This is a genomic window from Magnetovibrio sp. PR-2 (genome assembly GCF_036689815.1).
Lineage (GTDB): Bacteria > Pseudomonadota > Alphaproteobacteria > Rhodospirillales > Magnetovibrionaceae > Magnetovibrio.
This window is the reverse complement of the sequence record NZ_JBAHUR010000001.1, coordinates 362618-379997: the sequence shown is the minus strand read 5'-3', so window position 1 is coordinate 379997 and position 17380 is coordinate 362618. Positions and strand designations below refer to the sequence as shown.

Here is a 17380-nt window from a genome sequence, read left to right as displayed (position 1 = left end):
CCTTCACTTAGCTTCATTCCCCGCGTGGCGCGCGGCCACGGCGGTGAATTTTTCCATGGCCTCATGGATGTGGGCCTCGGTGATGATCAACGGGGGAAGCAAACGCAACACGTTGTCGCCTGCAGGCGCAACCAACAGACCTTCTGCTTCCAACTCAGTTTTGAAGTCGCGGTTGACCACGCGTTCCACCAGCTTGATGCCTTGCATCAAACCCAGACCGCGCGTTTCCACGAACACGTTGGGGAAGTCCTGAACCAATTTGGCAAGGCCGGCATGCAGTTTGACGCCCATCTCGACCACGTGATCCAAGAACCCGTCTTTCAAGAGCTCGTCCAGCACCGCACCGCCGACGGCCATGGCCAACGGATTGCCGCCATAGGTCGTGCCGTGGTTGCCCACGCCCAACACAGCCGCTTTTTCGGTGGTCAATATCGCGCCCAACGGGAACCCGCCGCCGATGCCTTTGGCCGTGGCGACCACGTCCGGAACGATGTCGGCCCATTCGTGGGCAAACAGCTTGCCGGTCCGGCCCATGCCGCATTGGACTTCGTCGAACATCAACAACAGGCCGAACTCGTCACACATGGCGCGCAGACCTTTAAGATAGTCCGCATCCGCCGCGCGCAAGCCGCCTTCGCCCTGAACCGGTTCGACCAAGATGGCCGCCGTTTCGTCCGTAATCGCAGCGCGCATTTCGTTCAAATTACCAAAGGCAACATGATCGAAGCCGTCCACAACGGGGCCGAAGCCTTCCAACAGCTTTTCTTGACCCGCCGCGGCAATGGTCGCCAAGGTGCGGCCGTGAAACGCGCTGTCGCAGCCGATCACCCGGTAGCGTTCAGGGTGGCCCTGGTCGATTTGGTATTTGCGCGCGATTTTGATCGAGCCTTCCAACGCTTCGGCACCCGAGTTCGAAAAGAACACCCGGTCCGCAAAACTCGCCGCCGCCAACCTGTCCGCAAGCTCATACTGGCCCGGGATCTTGTAAAGGTTGGACACGTGCCACAGCTTTTCGGCTTGGGACGTTAAAGCGTCCACCAAGTGAGGATGGGCATGGCCCATGCAGCTCACCGCGATGCCTGCGCAGAAGTCTAGGAATCGTCGCTCGTCCGCCGTGTACACATAGACCCCCTCGCCCTTGACAAAGGCGAGATCCGCAGGCGCATAGGTCTCCATCAACGCGGACGACATAACGAATGATTCCTTCTCTCTGGTTCCAAAAATAAACAACCGGGCAAACCCTTTTTAAAGGCGGGCCTGCCCGGAAAGCCGAGGATTATGGGAATCCGACCTCCGTCTGTCAATGGAGAAGTCTAGAAACTGTGCATGTCTTGGGAGTTTAGCCCTATTGACGTCATGGGTATTCGAACGTCATACTTGCTAAAAACATACAGCGACAATGATAAAGAGTGGATCATGATACGCGCACTTATCGCTACGGCGAGTGTTGCGGCTGTCTTGGGAATTGCGGTCCCTGCTATGGGGGTGACGGTTGAAGAACCCAAGAACGCAGCGCAAGATCGCCCCAGTTACACCTTCAAAGGCATGCCCGAACCCGGCGAAGTCCGTCGCTATAAGGGCCATCTGTTGGTGGGCTCTGCCAAAGCAAATGCCAACAATGCGAAATTCTTTCAATACATGGCCAAGGTCATCGATTTGGCGGAACAACTGCCCAAAGACCTGCGCAAAGGCGCTGATCTGATCCAGCTGATCGCCTACGACCCGCCCGACAGCACCCACCCCAAACTCAAGGGCGCCAACAACCGTGTCATCGTGACGGGTGAATACCGCATCGGCGGAGATGATAAATCCATGGGCGCCTTTGTGGTTAGCCGCGACGTCACGTGGATTGCACCGCTGAAAGTGGCCTATGCGTTCGTGGACGCGAGCTTAAGCGCCAAGCTTCATCGCAATATGTTGACCCTGTCGCAAAGGCTCAAACAATTCGAGCCCGGCAGCGCGAGTTTTCACAAGCTCAATACGAAGTACAAGATGATCAATGGCTTGTTGAGCAAAACCGATCCCAACATGATTGAGAAATTCAAGTGCGAACCCATGCGTGCACGCTATGCGGCGATGAAGGCCTGGAAAGACGATAAGCTGCGCCTAGAAGGCCAACGCCGCCGCTTGGTCGGGGCGAAGTGCAGCTTTAAGGGCTGAGCGCGGTTAAGGCTTCAGCTTGTAGCCGCTGTCGAACATTTTCCAGCACACGATCCACAGCACCACATCCATGCCCGCGACCACGGCCATGCCGACCAAGACGTTGGCGTCGCTGTGGCCGATGAAGCCCGCGCGAAAACCGTCGATCATGTAGAAAAACGGATTGAGCAACGCGATGGTCTTGGCAATTTCGGGCAAACGTTCGATGGAATAAAACGTGCCTGACAAAAACGACAAGGGCGTGATGATAAAGTTGGTGACCGCCGCGATGTGGTCGAATTTTTCCGACCAAATGCCACCGATCACGCCCAAAAGCGACAGCATCAATGAAGCCGCCACGGCGTGAAACACGATCAAGCCGACGTTGGCAATTTCCAGCGGCACCCAGATGGACAACACAAAAGCCGTAGCAAGCCCCACGGCAATCCCGCGGGTCATTCCACCCATGGCAATACCAAACGTGAGTTCATGCGCGTTCAGCGGCGGCATTAAGGTGTCGACGATGTTGCCCTGAACCTTGGAAATCATCATGGAGCTCGACGTGTTGGCAAACGCGTTTTGCACGATGGCCATCATAATCAGACCCGGGGCGAGAAATTCCAAAAACGGAACTCCGTGGACTTCCGTAACCGCCCGGCCCAAGGCCAGCGAAAACACCGCCAAGAACAGCAACGTGGTCACCACCGGGCCGACAATGGTCTGGGTGTAGACCTTCACGAAGCGACGAACTTCGCGCATATACAAGGTATAAACGCCGAGCCAATTGGAAATGGTGACTTGCTGTTGCATGGGCTTTGCCAATCTTCATTGGATCCAGGGGAAGCACCTTATATAGTCCTTCTATGGATGAACGCAAAGCCCCCGCAAAAAAGCCCAAACAAAAGATCCCGCGCAAGATCTCGCCGGAGCGTCTGGCGGGCATTGCTTTGCATTATCTGGAACGCTACGCGTCGAGCTCTGAAAACCTCAAGCGTGTCTTGGAGCGGCGTGTCTACACATCCATCCGCCACCACGGCGAACCCGACCAAGAGACTGCAGCCCAGTGGATCGACGATCTCATCGTGCGCTATCAAGAGGCTGGATTGCTCAACGATTTGGCCTACGCCGAAGTGCGCGCACGGTCTCTCATGAACCGTGGCGTGGCCGGGCGCTCGATCCGCATGAAGCTGCTTGAAAAAGGCGTGGACCCCGACACCATCGACCAAGCGCTCGAAGCGCTCACTGAAGAAGCCCCGGACCCGGAACTCCACGCCGCCATCAAGCTCGCGCGGCGCCGTCGCTTAGGTCCCTTCGCAGACCCAGACAAACGCGAAGCCAACTCAGAAAAGCACTTGGCCGCCATGGCGCGCTCGGGCTTTAGCTACGACATGGCGAAACGCGTGATCGAGTGCGACGACAAGGACGAGTTGGAAGAGCTTTTATAAAGGTCACCCGATTGATCTTGGCGTCACGTTCACGCGATCGTGACGGCTTCGACTCCCGTTTTAGGTCCTTTTGTGTTACAATCTTTATTCGTAAAACATCCGGCCCTCTCGCGGGGAGCCCCGGAAAATCGGGAAGATCGGCGCAGAGAAACCGCGTCGCCCGCCAGAGGTTTTATAGAGGTTTTTGGATCCAGAAAGGAGCCAGAGCCATGACTTGGTTACTCATTCTCATCACTGTCGAAAGCGCCAGTCCGGTTGCCATGACCGGGGGCGATTATCCGTCCATGTTCGAATGCTTCGATGCACGCGAATACGTAATGGATCACGACCACGTTCAACGTCCGGCCCAAGCCGTGTGCGTGCAAACCCAAAACGGCGAAGCCGTCATCGTCACACACAAGGAATACAGGCCACGCTAGGCAACATCGCGCCGGGCGTGGAAAAACGCCCATGAATGTCACAAAACTGTAACAATCAAAAGGTGTTACGAATACATTCCGCGACTTGTCCCCAGCCGCTAAACATGCTCTGTATCTTGGTTAACACCAGATTCAGAGCATGTTCTTGACCTCTTCGACCTTTAAATACGATTTGGGCGCAGCTTTTGTTGGCGCTCTCACCACCCTTCCTCAAGCCGTCGCCTACGGATTGATCGCCATAGCACCACTGGGTCCCGAATGGGCCATGTTCGGTATTATGGCGAGTGTCGGCACGTCCGTCGTGCATGGTGCTTTGGCGGGCGCGTGGGGGCCCAACCGATTTTTGATATCGGGTGCGGGCGCCGTCACGGCCTTGGTTATGGCCTCGGCTATATCCGCAGCGCTTTCGCGTGGCTATTCACCCGAAGACGCCTTGGTCCTGTCTTATGGGGCCATCGTCATTGCGGGCCTCGCCCAATGGCTGGCCGGGCAATTGCGGCTGGGACGCATCACGTCGTATGTGCCGGTTCCTGTATTCGCGGGGTTTGGTAACGCGTCAGCATTGCTGGTGATAATCAGTGCACTGCCCACCGTGTTGGGCCAGCCCGACCAAAACCTGTGGACCCTTTTGTTCAACGATCTCGATACCGTTTTACCCTGGGCCGCGGCTGTGGGCGGCGTGACGATCTTGGTTCACTTGGGCCTGGAAGGCCGTATTCGGCTGATCCCCGCCGCCCTCATCGGTTTGGCCGCTGGCACGGCTGTTTATTATGTGGCTTCACCCACGACGGCACCCTTGATCGGACACTTGGATTTGAGCGTCTTGTGGCGTGAACCGCCCTTGGTCTTTCCGATGCTGGACTGGCTGTCGGGCGCCCCGAATCTGCAGTGGCGCGACGCGGATATTCCCATCTTTGCAGGGCTCTCCATGGCGCTTCTTGCCTCCTTTTACACGGTGATCACCTCGTCAGCCTTGGCACTTAGCCAAGATGAAACCATCGACAGCGATCATGAACTTCGTGTTTACGGCGCTGGCAATGTGCTCATGGGTGTGTTGGGCTTTTTGCCGTCCAACGGATCGCCGAGCCGATCCAACGCCGTCGTCATGGCGGGAGCAAAAACCCGTGCCGCCAACTGGGGCAGCGCCCTTGCGTTTTTGATTTTGGTCGTTGGCTTGGCCCCCATCGTGAAGCTGCTACCGCTGTGGGCGACGGCGGGCATGCTGGTGGCGTCGTCCCTGCAAGCCATTGACCGCGACACACTGGACAAGCTTTTCAGCCTCTTCTTGCGGCGCATGGAATACCCCCGCCTCATCGCAGGCGATCTGTTGGTCACTGTGGTGGTTGTGGTCACGGCACTGACCCTGAACCTGATCGCCGCAGTGGGCCTGGGCGTGTTCTTGTCTGTCGCGCTGTTCGTGCTGGGCATGGGCAAAAACCCCATCCGGCGCATGTATCGCGGTTCGCGGATTCATTCGAAAATTCAGCGCCCCGCACATGAAACCAAAATATTGGAGCAATATGGTGAGCGCATCGGCATCATCGAAATCCAAGGCGCGTTGTTCTTTGGATCAACCGCACGTTTGATCAGCGAGGCCCAAGCCCTATTGGACGATGGCGTTGAATATCTGATTTTGGATTTCAAGCACCTGAGTTCCATCGACAGCACGGGAACGTCGAAATTGCGTTTGCTTTCGTTGTTGTGCGACGGCGCAGGCGGCAAATTGATGATCAGCTATGTTCAGCGCGAACGGCGCGCGGTGCGCAATGGAAACGGGCATGCGTCCGAAAAGGATGCGCGACAAGGCAATTCCTCACCCCGATGGATTTGGCTGAACCTCAAAACAGGCGGCATTGTCGATGTGTTGGGGGAAAACTGGATTTTCGCCGACACCGACACGGCGTTGGCGCGCGCCGAAAAGGTCCTGTTGGACCAAATGCAAACCCACGGTCATTCGGCCCACCTGCGTCCGATTTCTACCAGCCCACTTTTTGACGGACTTTCACGCCAAGACCTCATGGACCTAGGCCAAAGCGTTCAACGTCGGATCTATCGCAAGGGTGAGCAAATTTTCGCCCAAGGCGAAGACGCCGCATGCGCCTATTTCTTAGCCCGTGGCCGCATGAACATCTTCATCGACATTCCTGGCGCCAGCCGCAAAAAACGCATCTCAACGTTGATGGCGGGATCCCTGTTTGGCGAAATGGGACTGATTGACGGCGAGCCCCGCTCCGCCAGTGTCGTGGCGTCCAGAGATAGCGTGTGCTACGTCATCGACACCAAACACTTTTCCCAACTGCGTCAAGAACGCCCCGACCTGGTTGTGACGTTGATGAGCAATGTGGCCAAACAGTTTTCAAGCCGTCTGCGCGTCGCCAACATTATGATTTCAGAATTGGATCAATAATCCCAAGTCACACTTCGCGCACATCCTCAGTGATGTCGATCATGTCGTCGGGGTGCAGTTCTGGCATAGACGGTTTGTGCAAACGCAAGGCGACGATTGCCAAACCCGCCAACACCGCGCCCACGATAAACGCGAATACGGACACAATGGCCACCGCAATAGAAACAAGAATGCCTAAGCCCAAGGCCAGATAATGGCGTGCCGTCATGAAAGACCCTTTCCGTTCGTGTTTGTCTATGCGCCAACGTATCGGCAAAAACATTAACCTTGCCTGAATAGGAATGACACCCTGCTTTACAACCCCATAATACCCTCATAAAGTGTATTTGCAACGCCAATCACTTTATAGGAGGTCCACATGTTCCGCGCACTTTTCATCGTTCTGGCAACTCTGGGGCTTTTCGCCTCACAAGCCTATGCACATGGTGGTGGGTTGGATAGCTCTGGCTGTCACTGGAACCACAAGACCGGCACATATCACTGCCATCGCAGCCCATAATTCTGGCGACATAAACTTTCCATATGTATAGCGGTGCGGGCTTTACACCCCCGCCGCTTCCGCTATCATCCCACCACAATTTCAGTGGTGAGTGGACATGGACAAACTCAAAGAATTCTGGGACCTGTTCGAAGAGGTCTGGAAGACCGGGGCGTTCGGTGTGGACGTTGGCGGCATTCTCACGGCCATCGCGATCTTTATCGTCTTCATGTTGTTGCGCGGGCTGATCTCGCGCTTCATCATTCGGGTGCTGCGCTTTAAGGTGTCCAAAACCAAAAACATGTTGGACGACGAAATCCTCAATGCCTTGGAAGAACCGATCCGGCTTCTGCCCGTCATCTTCGGTCTGTTCCTCGCCATCGAATTTTTGGACCTTGAGGACCATGCCCAAGACATTGCCGACCGGCTGGTGCGCTCGCTGATTACAGCCGCGATTTTTTGGGCGATTTATCGCGCCATCAAACCCCTGTCGAATTTGCTCACGCGCCTCGAAAAAATCTTTACCGCCGTGATGATGGATTGGATGGTGAAGGCCTCCAAGATCCTCATTGCATTTGTCGGCATCGCCGCCGTGTTGGAGATTTGGGGCATTCAGGTGGGGCCGATCCTGGCGGGGCTTGGCCTGTTCGGTGTCGCCGTGGCTTTGGGTGCACAAGATTTATTCAAGAACCTCATTGCCGGCATTTTGATCATCGCCGAGCGGCGCTTTAACAAAGGCGATTGGGTGCGTGTCGACGGTGTGGTCGAAGGCACGGTCGAACAGATCGGATTTCGCTCCACCATGGTTCGGCGTTTCGACAAAGCGCCCGTCTATGTGCCCAACACCCACCTTTCGGACAGTGCAGTCACAAACTTCAGTGCCATGACGCACCGCCGGATTTATTGGCACATCGGCATTGAATATTGTGCCACCATCGATCAGCTCAAGGCCATTCGCGACGGCATTGAAGACTACGTGCTGGGCTCGGACGAATTTGCCCATCCGCCCGAAGTTTCGACCTTCGTGCGCATCGACAAGTTTTCCGACAGCTCCATCGACATCATGCTGTACTGCTTCACCAAAACCACCAACTGGGGGGAATGGTTGGAGATCAAAGAACGGCTGGCCTACCAGATCAAAGACGTGGTGGAAAATGCCGGTTCCGGCTTTGCTTTCCCGTCACAGTCCCTATATGTGGAAAGTCTGCCCGGTGAAGCACCGGACATTTTTGTACCCCCATCGGCTAAAACGAAGGCTTAAGTCATTATGAGCGTCACCATTTATCACAACCCGCGCTGTTCCAAATCCCGCAAAACCTTGGAGCTGATCCAAGACAAAGGCGTGGAGCCGGAAATTGTTGAATACCTGCAAACCCCGCCGAGCGCGGACGAGCTCAAAGACATTTTGAAAAAGCTGGGCAAGTCGGCGTCTGAAATCGTGCGCAAAAAAGAAGCCAAGGAAGAAGGCATCGACGTTGGTGCATTGGACAACGACGCGCTGATCGAAGCCCTGTCCGCGCACCCGCGCGCCATCGAACGTCCCATCGTCGTCAAAGGCGGCAAGGCCGTCATGGGGCGGCCGCCGGAAAATGTCGACGACTTGCTCTAAGACATGAGCATACCTCTCATCCTCACTTTGATCGGATTTACCGGCGGCTTCATCTGGGGCTACCTGACACCGCGCGGCTATTGCTCCATTAGCTCGGTTGAAGCCAAATCGCTCAAGTACCGCTTTGGCGGCGGACTGATCAACGGCACCGTTGTTGGTGGTGTCGTTGGACTGATTGCCATAATCGCTTTTGGTGAGGGTTAAACGCGGCTCGAAAACTCTGCCACGTCGTAGGCCATCACGTGGTTGGAGAGCCACAGGCCTAAGTAGGTTGGCAGCGCCTTGGGCGGAACCTTTTCCGTGCTCAGTTTGTTGATGGTGCGTATAAGATCCTCCAACAAATTCAAGTGCGCCTGGCGGTGACGTGAAGATGCGCCAGGTCCCTTACGGGTCAGCTCGACCTCTTCTTCATGAAAGTGGTGGGCGGAATAGGCGTAGAGCTGTTCCAGCTCGCTCACCAACAACTCATTCGTGGTCCCGCCCTCTATCCGGTGTGCCAAGCGGTTGATGTATCTCACCAAAGATTTGTGGTGCGCGTCGATGGACGGAACACCCGTTTCCATCTGCGCCGCCCAGGTGATGGCATTGCCTTCAGCAAAGTCTTCCGATTCAAATAAATGCCAATAACCCTGGTCGGCCACCAGTTCATGTTCGAAGAGCTTTTCGCGCACTTTATCCAGGAAATACGTCCCCGTGTTTTCGTCCATGCCCACGTTCAAGATGGCCTCCAGGAGAACCAATATTTGTGTGTGGCTGTCAGAGTGAACCTCCAAGTGTTCATACCCAGCACCACGAAGGATGATTTCTTCATGGGAAAAGTGCTCACGCAGCTCCTCTAGAAACGAGGCGCATGCTTGGGTAAAATTATCTGAGGCGCCGTAACTTAACCAAGCCTTCTTGACGTTTTCGATGGCATTTGCCAAATCCGTGTGATTGACGTCGATAAATAGATTGTTCGAGGTTTCGATTTTCAACTGCGGCAACATAAGATTCACTCCGTTCAGAGATTATTGTTGTTATGTACTCATCGGCGCAGCTTATAACCTAATAATTAGTCGGCTATTTTGCTGATTATGGATTAATCAGCAACAAACATGCCACTTTTCCAATGCTAAATACCATACTCCATTAGTATGGTATTTAGCATTATTTAGCATATCATCCACCGTTTAACCACATAGGACTCGCAAAATGCGACGCAATTTTCATCGCACCCACTAAAAAAGGCGCCCCAATGGGACGCCTTTTTGTATGTGTTGAAAGAATTATCCCCGGATGGTGTTGAGGAAATTATGCACTTCACCGCTGAGCTGACTGGACTGACGGGTCAGCTCTCCGGCCGCGTCGAGAATTTGCGTGGCCGAGCTTCCCGTTTCGGACGCCGCTTGGGTCACTTGGGAAATGTTGGAAGACACTTCCTGTGTGCCGCTGGACGCTTGCTCCACATTGCGCGCAATTTCGGACGTCGCCGCACCTTGTTCTTCTACGGCAGCGGCGATGGCGGATGTGATCTCGTTGATCTGGTTGATAATCCCACCGATGGAGCCAATGGCTGTAACGGCGTCTTTAGTGGCACCTTGGATCCCGCCGATTTGGTTGGAGATTTCCTCCGTTGCTTTGGCGGTTTGGTTGGCGAGGTTTTTCACCTCTGACGCCACCACGGCAAAGCCTTTGCCGGCTTCCCCCGCACGCGCCGCTTCGATGGTCGCGTTCAAGGCCAGCAAGTTGGTTTGGTCTGCAATGTCGGTGATCAATGCCACGACCTCGCCGATTTTGTTGGCGGCTTCGGCCAGGCCTTGCACCTTGTCGTTGGCGCCTTCGACTTCGGCCACTGCCGTTCCGGCAATCTGGGTGGATTGCGAAACTTGGCGCGAGATTTCGGAAATGGAGCTCGACAGCTCTTCCGCTGCACTTGCCACAGTCTGCACGTTGGCCGAAGCCTGTTCCGCCGCCGCCGCAACATTGGTGGCTTGTGAACTGGTTTGATCCGCTGTGCCGGACACGGACTGCGCGCTGCTTTGCACTTCGCTTGCCGCTGCAGAAACGGTTTCCACAACCGAACCCACCGACGTTTCGAACTGTTCGGCCATACGCAGGCGTTCGGTTTTGCGCTCTTCAGCGTGGCGTTGGTCGGCTTCTTGTTGGGCCTGTTCGCGTTCTTGGGAAGCGATCAAGGCCTGTTTGGTTTCTTGAAGGGCGCGCGCAACGGTGCCGAACTCATCGGTCCGCTCCCCACTCAACTGAGTCTCACCCACATAGTCGTGGTTAGAAATCTGTTCGATGTCATGGATCAAGGCTTCAATAGAGCCCTTGATCAAGACGACCAAATAGCCAGCCGCACCTAAACCGATAATCACGCCGATGATGGTCAACACCATATTCAGGGTCTGCACACCTTCAATGGACGTTTGTACCTCATGAATACCTTCTTCCAACACCTCCAGTTTGACGCTGGTGGATTCAGACACCTTGGCCAACAGGGCTTCCATGTTTTCGCCCATGGCCCCGGCCACGCCGTCGAATTCTTCCATCATCACGTTGCCTTCTTCCGGGCCTTTGGCAACGTAGGTTTCACCCATTTTGATCCCGGTTTCATAAAACGGGCCGAACGCTTGTTCCGTTTCGTTGAGGGCAACGACGACCTCGTTCAGCTCCAATGCCAAGGCGAGGTCACGGGCCGCTTGAACGTCTTCTTTGAATTTTTCGGCGAATGCGGCGGCTTCGGTGAAGCCATCGTCAAACCCCGGCAATCCGCGCGTGGCAGAGATATCCGTAATCCATTGCTGCACCTGAACCACGTCCAGTTGAATGTCTTTGATAACAATTGCCAACGGAATCGAAAGATCCGCAACCGACGTTGCATCGGTTTCCGTGGCTTCCAATTTCGGCAACTGCGCGCTCAGGTTCACCAGCGTAATCACCGCGGCACCACTGAACACCAACAATATAACCGCGAGCACCGCGATCAGGCGTGCTTTGATAGACATGAAAATTTACCCCCAGTAAATTTGGACCCTCTCTACTGCGCACAATATCATGAGGTTAGGGGGAATACCACGACAAAGCGAAGTACGCCTGCGCCCATCAATTATAACTATTCTAAAGACTACGCATCCATTGTGGACGCAAAGAACCCGCGTTGCTTTGTGCGGCGCGCACTTGGGCGAGCAACGCTTCGTTATCGCGGGGCAGGTTGCCCGCCAACGCCAAGGCGTTTGAAGCATGATTGGAGCGGAAAATCACAGCCTTTTCAGGTTTGAGCAATTCCAGCAAATATTCCAACTCTGCCAAAATACCCGCGTCGTCTTGCCATTCAAATTCAGAGCCGTCTGGTTTGGCAAAGGCTTCGCGGAATTCCGGTTCAACGCCGCCTTCTAGGGCGAGCTGCAGCGTCGACAAAAACTTCGGCGACACGGTGTTGATCAACGCGGCCGTGCCTTCGATGTGTTCGCGCCAGTGTTCTTTCCCGCCAAGGCCCAAAATAACGGTGGCGGAAATTTTCAGGCCCGCTTCGTCCGCCCGCACCATCGCCTTTTGCATCAGCTTTGACGAGCCTTTGCGAATGCGTTTGAGCATGGAATCAGAGCCCGATTCGATGCCCAAATAGACCATATTGAGGCGCTTGTCCTTCAGCCGCTGCAAGTCTTCCACGGACTTTTTGGTCAAGTTTTGCGGCGTGGCGTAGCACGTCACGCGCTGAAGATCGGGAAATTCGGCAATCAGCTTGTCGAGGATTTGCTCCAAATCATCCGTCGGCACGGCCAACGCATCCCCGTCAGCCAGGAACACCCGGGTGGCGTCAGGCCAATCTTGGGCCGCGTCTTCGATGTCGGCAAAAACCTCCTCCAACGGGCGTTGGCGGTAAGATTTGATCTTGTACATGGAGCAAAACGTACACGCATTGAAGCTGCACCCGATGGTCGCCTGAATGATCAGGTTTGGGCCTTCGGAGGGGGGGCGCCAAAGCGGCATGTCGTAAATCATCATGGGGAGGGACCTGTATTGCGTTTGCTTCTTCCTACGTAATACAGGCCCGGGGGGATATCAATAAGCAAGCCTACGCGCGCGTCGCGCAAATATAATTGCCACGCTGTGCAATCTCACATATAGACAACGGGCCAGACGCCATAAGATCGTATTCAGCTCCCTCGACGCAGATACGAAATGCTGAAGGGCGCGCGAGTTTCACTTGAAGAAGCGTGCGTTCCAACAGATACTTAGGCTCAGGATGAATGCAGAGATAATGACACCCCCCATCACCACCCCGACGGATAACAGCCCAGAGCCCTCCGGCGCGAACTCGCGTGCGGACGAGGGCCGCCGCCATTACGACCAAGCGTTGGAACACCACCGCGCGGGACGGCTGGATGTGGCGATCAAAGAATACTCCCACGCATTGCGGTTCCAGCCCAACTCTGCCGACACGTACAATAACTTAGGCGTGGCGCTGCGCTCCGCCGGGCGGCCCGAGGCTGCGGTCGCGTGTTATCGCCGCTCTTTGGCACTGAAAACGGCGTCCACCGCCGTTTACACCAACCTGGGCAATGCTCTGCGCGATTTGGGCGAAACCTCTAAAGCCGTTGAGGCGCACCGCCGTGCGGTCAAGCATGGGCCGAAATCGCCCAAGGCACTCTATAATGCGGGCTTGGCTTTTCGCGAAGGCGGCCATGCCCAAGTCGCCATGGAGCACTTCGCGCGCGCGATCAAGCTAGAACCCACCTATGCCCAATGCCGGGTCGAGCACGCCCACACCATTTTGCAAATGGGCGAATGGCCGCGCGGCTTTAAAGAGCTGGAAACCCGCTTTGCCATCAACGGCCAAGATGTGCGCCGCGAAGGGATTGAGCCCTGGAACGGATCGTCCCTTCAAGGCAAAACCATTTTGGTCAACGCCGAAGGCGACGAAGGGCGCGCGGTTCAATTCGCGCGTTACGCGGCCGTTTTGAAACGCGGCGGCGCAACCGTCATTTGGGAATGCGCGCCGCACTTGGCACACCTGTTGGCAGCGTCGCCCGATATTGAAAAAACCGTAAGCCTTGGCGAAAGCGTCACGGCGGACGTTCAAATCCCCCTGTTGAGCCTCCCCGCGCGGCTGAGCACCAAGGTCGACACCGTGCCTGAGGACGTGCCTTACCTGAACGTGCCGAAGATTGGCGCAAGCACCTTGGACATTCTTCCCGAAACCCGTTTGGCTCTCGGCCTTGTCTGGTCGGGCAAGTGGGAAGGGCGCTCCACCAAAGGTCCCAAACGTCACGGCGATATGGAGCTTGACGACCTGGCCGAGCTGATCGGCATCCCCGAAGTCCAGGCATTCTCCTTGGAACGCGGTGCGGGTGCGTCGGACATTTCCCGCCTGGGGCTACAGCCCCTGGTCGAACAGGCCGGGCCCACCATCATGGATTTGGCCGATTTGGCCGCCACCATCCACCAGTTGGATTTGGTTATCTGCTGCGACGGCGTCACCGCACACGTGGCCGGTGCTTTGGGCAAGCCGGTGTGGATGATCTTGGACAGCGGCGCGGATTGGGGCTGGCTGTTGGATCGCGCAGACAGCCCCTGGTACCCGAGCATGCGAATCTTTCGCACCAAATCGGACGAACCGTGGTCGGTGGCCGTCAGCGAAGTGCGCAAAGCATTGATGGGTGTCCTCAAAGGCGGCTAAGATCACTTGAGCCCCCGAATCGGATAAGCCAGACTCACTTATGAACGACACGCCCAAAAACCAAGCCCCGCCCCAACACCCCCAGGCGAAGAGAAAACCTGGTTTTTTCGCGCGCCTGTTGGGCACGGCCGCCAACGAGACCGACATCAAAATCCTGATCGGCCCGTTTATTGACACCCAAGGCCAAGACCACGCGCGCAGCATCGCCAGTGTATTTTCCGGTCACAACGGCATCTTCGTGCAAGTCGTGAACGAAGCCCCGGTTCTCACACCGGAGGTGAACCGCTCTGACTTGCTGCCCCAAGCCTGCACCCAAGCCTTGGGATGGCTCACCCAACACGATGCCGACTTGGTGATTTGGGGTGACGTACCGCCACCGGGCGCAAACCTGTTTTTACACTTCGCCGCCCCTCCACCCGTTGACGTTGACCCGGCGGGGACCATTTCACCGTTTCAATCGCTAAACCTGCCCTTGGGCTTCGATCCCGAAGCCTACGGCCCGTTGGTGATGGCCTCTGCTTTGGCCGCGCTCAATCCCGACACGGACCCAAAGCGTGAAACGTGCCGCAATCTCATAGCACCCGCGTTGGAAAAATCCGCTGAGATCATGGAACACATCCCGCGCGAGTTCACCCCGCGCGAGCGCGCTTCTTTGCAAGCCATGTTTGCAAATGCCTTGGCGTCGTTCGGCCATCTGTTCCCCGGCACCGAAGTCCTTCACCGCGCCGCCCTGGCCTACGCCGAAGGCATCAAAGGCACGCTGCGTTCCGACAGCCCCACCAACTGGGCTTACCTGCAACGCAACCTCGGTACGGTTTTGCAGGCCATGGGTGAGCGCACCGACGACATCAACACCCTCGTCAAAGCCGAAGAGGCTTACAAAGCCGCGTTGGAAATCTTTACCTTCGAAGCCACACCGTTTCCCTGGGCCACCACCCACAATCGAACGGGTGAGGTGCTTTACCGCATGGACATCAAAACCGACGAGGTTGCCAATCTGAAAAAAGCGCTTGGCCATTACCAGTCCGCGCTGAAGGTCTTGAACAAACGTTCCATGCCGTTGCTGTGGAGTGAGACACTCAACAACTTCGCCCAAACCGCACAAGTGCTGGGCCGTCAGACCGATAATGAAGACGTCGTGGAAAAAGCCGTCACCGCGTGCAAACAAGCCCTCACGGTGCGCACCGTAACCCAGCAACCAACCCTATGGGCGGCAACGCAAAACAACATGGGCAGCGCTTTGTTCTTGTTGGGGCGCATGACCGGCGAAGACAAACATTATGAGGCCGCGCTCAAAGCCTTCATGGACGCTCGCGAAACTTACGACAAGTTGGGCCTGACACGGATGGTGGAAGTCACCGATAAGAACATCGCGCACGCCGAACAGCGCCTGCCCGAAGGTGCTGCGCAAAGCGGCGAGCAAAATGCCGACATGTGGTGGCTTGAAGAAGAAGAGTAGCTGCCCTGGCAAGCTCTTTTTGTGCGGTGCGCAATAACACCAAAACATTTCACTTAATACGACATTCGGACTCACGCGCTGGACGCGTTCGCTCCGCAGCGCCTATAATTTACACAGAAAATATGCCAAATGGTGGGGCCTATGACAACGCGCAATACACACCGCGGGTTATGGCAAAAACTAAGTTTATACGGTATGCCCGTGCTCTTATGGGCCGCCATCGTCAGCTCATCTTACAGCTGGAATTTAGAAGGCCTTAGATCCAACTCTCAGGAGCTCGCACGCGAACGCGCCCGCATGGTCTTCACCATGGTCGAAACCACGCGCTTGTGGAATACCAATCTGGGCGGGGTTTATGCACCGGTCACACAAAGCTCACCGTCAAACCCTTATCTCCGCGTGTTTGAAAAAGACATCGTCACGCCCGGTGGGCAGCACTTAACGATGATCAACCCCACCTACATGACGCGCCAAATCGCCGAAATCCTCAACAAGGGCGATCTCAACATCAACATCACCAGCTTGCGCCCCCTCAATCCGAACAACACTCCGTCCGATTGGGAACGCAAGGCGCTGGAAAGTTTTGAGGATGGCGCGCGCGAACAGATGGAGGTAATGCCAAACGGACATGGCCCCGCTTTCTTTTATATGGCGCCGCTAGATGTCAAAGAGGCCTGCCTGCCGTGCCACCGGGGACAAGGCTATAAGGTCGGTGAGATTCGCGGCGGCATCCGGGTTTCGTTCCCAACCGCCAGCTTTGATGAAGCCGAAGCCCTCTCTGCCAACAAACTGTTGAACGTGCACCTTTTGGTGTTCGCCATGCTGAGCATTTTATCCACCACCGCCATCGCCTGGACCCGGCGTTTGCTGGATAACCTCCACACCGAACGCGACCACCGCGATGCCATCATCGCGGAAACAACGGGCGCATTGCGCAACGAAATCCGCGTGAAGAACCGGCTGTTTTCAATCATTTCCCACGATCTCAAAAGCCCGTTCACGGCGCTGTTGGGGATGACCAAGATCATGAGCTCCATGGATGATCGTCTCGACAAAAAACAAATCACCGACTACGCCAAAGACGTCCACGACGCCGGTGGGCATATGTATGAATTGGTGCAAAACCTTTTGGACTGGTCCAGGTTGCAAATGGACGGGGCCAAATTCGAACCTTGCAACACGTTGATGCTGGATTTGATCCAAGATTCGCTCAAAGTCATCAAGCCCGCTGCCAAAACGAAAAAAGTTGTGCTCGATATCCATGGCCCCAACCTGTTGGTCTATGCCGATCAAAACATGATGCAGTCCGTGATCCGCAATTTGGTCGGCAACGCCATCAAATTCACCAAAGCAGGCGGACGCATCACGGTCGACATTGAAATTACCGACGATACCCGTTTCGCCCAAGTCACTGTTTCCGATTCCGGCATCGGCATCCCCAAAGCCTTGCTCGAAAATCTCTTTTCTTTAGATCAAAAAACGACCACCCGCGGCACCGAAGGCGAGCTGGGTACCGGATTGGGATTGCCGCTGACCAAAGAAATGGTGGAGCGCAACGGCGGTCAAATTTGGGTGATCAGCTCGCCTGGAGATGGCACGACCTTCTATTTCACCGTGCCCCTGGCGGGACGCTGAACGCAACCCATCGCCAAGGTTGAGCAAGGTTAATGCGTGCTGACCCAATACGGCCAAACATTGTGTCTTAATTTCACAGGACTGCCATTGGGGACTGCCATTGGGGACTGGACGTGCAGATCGGTGC

17 protein-coding genes are annotated in these 17380 nt (G+C 55.7%); 11 read left to right on the top strand and 6 right to left on the bottom strand.

Going from position 1 to position 17380, the window contains the following annotated elements:
* Positions 1-3: 3 nt before the first annotated feature.
* Positions 4-1191 (bottom strand): aspartate aminotransferase family protein, encoded by a 1188-nt coding sequence (locus tag V5T82_RS01940; RefSeq protein WP_332893891.1) that lies wholly within the window; start codon positions 1189-1191, stop codon positions 4-6.
* Positions 1192-1416: 225 nt separating this feature from the next.
* Here V5T82_RS01940 and V5T82_RS01935 point away from each other — a divergent pair, with 225 nt between their 5' ends.
* A complete protein-coding gene (locus tag V5T82_RS01935; RefSeq protein ID WP_332893890.1) occupies positions 1417-2160 on the top strand; it encodes a hypothetical protein in 744 nt (247 codons plus the stop codon).
* A gap of 6 nt (positions 2161-2166) precedes the next feature.
* On the opposite strand, the gene V5T82_RS01930 is transcribed toward V5T82_RS01935, so the two are convergent.
* A complete protein-coding gene (locus V5T82_RS01930; protein WP_332893889.1) occupies positions 2167-2949 on the bottom strand; it encodes an ABC transporter permease in 783 nt (260 codons plus the stop codon).
* A gap of 53 nt (positions 2950-3002) precedes the next feature.
* Between V5T82_RS01930 and V5T82_RS01925 the strand changes: the two genes are divergently transcribed.
* The 3 genes from V5T82_RS01925 (at position 3003) to V5T82_RS01915 (ending at position 6410) form a co-directional block, all read left to right on the top strand.
* Positions 3003-3584 (top strand): regulatory protein RecX, encoded by a 582-nt coding sequence (locus V5T82_RS01925; protein ID WP_332893888.1) that lies wholly within the window; start codon positions 3003-3005, stop codon positions 3582-3584.
* Between the two features lie 209 nt (positions 3585-3793).
* The gene (locus V5T82_RS01920) at positions 3794-4003 is read left to right on the top strand and encodes a hypothetical protein (protein WP_332893887.1); all 210 of its coding nucleotides are present in this window, start codon (positions 3794-3796) and stop codon (positions 4001-4003) included.
* Positions 4004-4142: 139 nt separating this feature from the next.
* Positions 4143-6410, top strand: a complete 2268-nt coding sequence (locus tag V5T82_RS01915; RefSeq protein ID WP_332893886.1) for an SLC26A/SulP transporter family protein — start codon at positions 4143-4145, stop codon at positions 6408-6410.
* Positions 6411-6417: 7 nt separating this feature from the next.
* Here the strand turns inward: V5T82_RS01915 and V5T82_RS01910 are convergent, their stop codons facing one another.
* A complete protein-coding gene (locus V5T82_RS01910; protein ID WP_332893885.1) occupies positions 6418-6618 on the bottom strand; it encodes a hypothetical protein in 201 nt (66 codons plus the stop codon).
* A 150-nt stretch (positions 6619-6768) separates the two neighbouring features.
* Between V5T82_RS01910 and V5T82_RS18185 the strand changes: the two genes are divergently transcribed.
* From V5T82_RS18185 to V5T82_RS01895, 4 genes are all read left to right on the top strand, one after another.
* Positions 6769-6909, top strand: coding sequence for a YHYH domain-containing protein (locus V5T82_RS18185; RefSeq protein WP_442917103.1), 141 nt, complete (start codon positions 6769-6771; stop codon positions 6907-6909).
* Positions 6910-7006: 97 nt separating this feature from the next.
* The gene (locus tag V5T82_RS01905) at positions 7007-8149 is read left to right on the top strand and encodes a mechanosensitive ion channel family protein (protein WP_332893884.1); all 1143 of its coding nucleotides are present in this window, start codon (positions 7007-7009) and stop codon (positions 8147-8149) included.
* Between the two features lie 3 nt (positions 8150-8152).
* Entirely contained in the window at positions 8153-8497 is a 345-nt protein-coding gene (gene arsC / locus V5T82_RS01900) for an arsenate reductase (glutaredoxin) (protein ID WP_332893985.1), read from the top strand.
* Between the two features lie 3 nt (positions 8498-8500).
* Positions 8501-8701, top strand: a complete 201-nt coding sequence (locus tag V5T82_RS01895; RefSeq protein WP_332893883.1) for a hypothetical protein — start codon at positions 8501-8503, stop codon at positions 8699-8701.
* On the opposite strand, the gene V5T82_RS01890 is transcribed toward V5T82_RS01895, so the two are convergent.
* From V5T82_RS01890 to V5T82_RS01880, 3 genes are all read right to left on the bottom strand, one after another.
* Complete coding sequence (locus V5T82_RS01890) at positions 8698-9483, bottom strand: hemerythrin domain-containing protein (RefSeq protein ID WP_332893882.1); 786 nt, start codon at positions 9481-9483, stop codon at positions 8698-8700. The genes V5T82_RS01895 and V5T82_RS01890 overlap by 4 nt on opposite strands.
* A gap of 279 nt (positions 9484-9762) precedes the next feature.
* Complete coding sequence (locus tag V5T82_RS01885) at positions 9763-11484, bottom strand: methyl-accepting chemotaxis protein (RefSeq protein WP_332893881.1); 1722 nt, start codon at positions 11482-11484, stop codon at positions 9763-9765.
* Between the two features lie 112 nt (positions 11485-11596).
* A complete protein-coding gene (locus tag V5T82_RS01880; protein ID WP_332893880.1) occupies positions 11597-12484 on the bottom strand; it encodes a radical SAM protein in 888 nt (295 codons plus the stop codon).
* A gap of 256 nt (positions 12485-12740) precedes the next feature.
* On the opposite strand from V5T82_RS01880, the gene V5T82_RS01875 reads away from it, so the two are divergent.
* The 3 genes from V5T82_RS01875 (at position 12741) to V5T82_RS01865 (ending at position 17253) form a co-directional block, all read left to right on the top strand.
* Positions 12741-14159 carry a tetratricopeptide repeat protein gene (locus V5T82_RS01875; RefSeq protein ID WP_332893879.1) on the top strand — a complete coding sequence of 473 codons (1419 nt, stop codon included), beginning with the start codon at positions 12741-12743 and terminating at the stop codon, positions 14157-14159.
* A 40-nt stretch (positions 14160-14199) separates the two neighbouring features.
* Positions 14200-15618 carry a tetratricopeptide repeat protein gene (locus tag V5T82_RS01870; RefSeq protein ID WP_332893878.1) on the top strand — a complete coding sequence of 473 codons (1419 nt, stop codon included), beginning with the start codon at positions 14200-14202 and terminating at the stop codon, positions 15616-15618.
* Positions 15619-15813: 195 nt separating this feature from the next.
* Positions 15814-17253 (top strand): ATP-binding protein, encoded by a 1440-nt coding sequence (locus V5T82_RS01865; protein WP_332893877.1) that lies wholly within the window; start codon positions 15814-15816, stop codon positions 17251-17253.
* Positions 17254-17380: the final 127 nt, after the last annotated feature.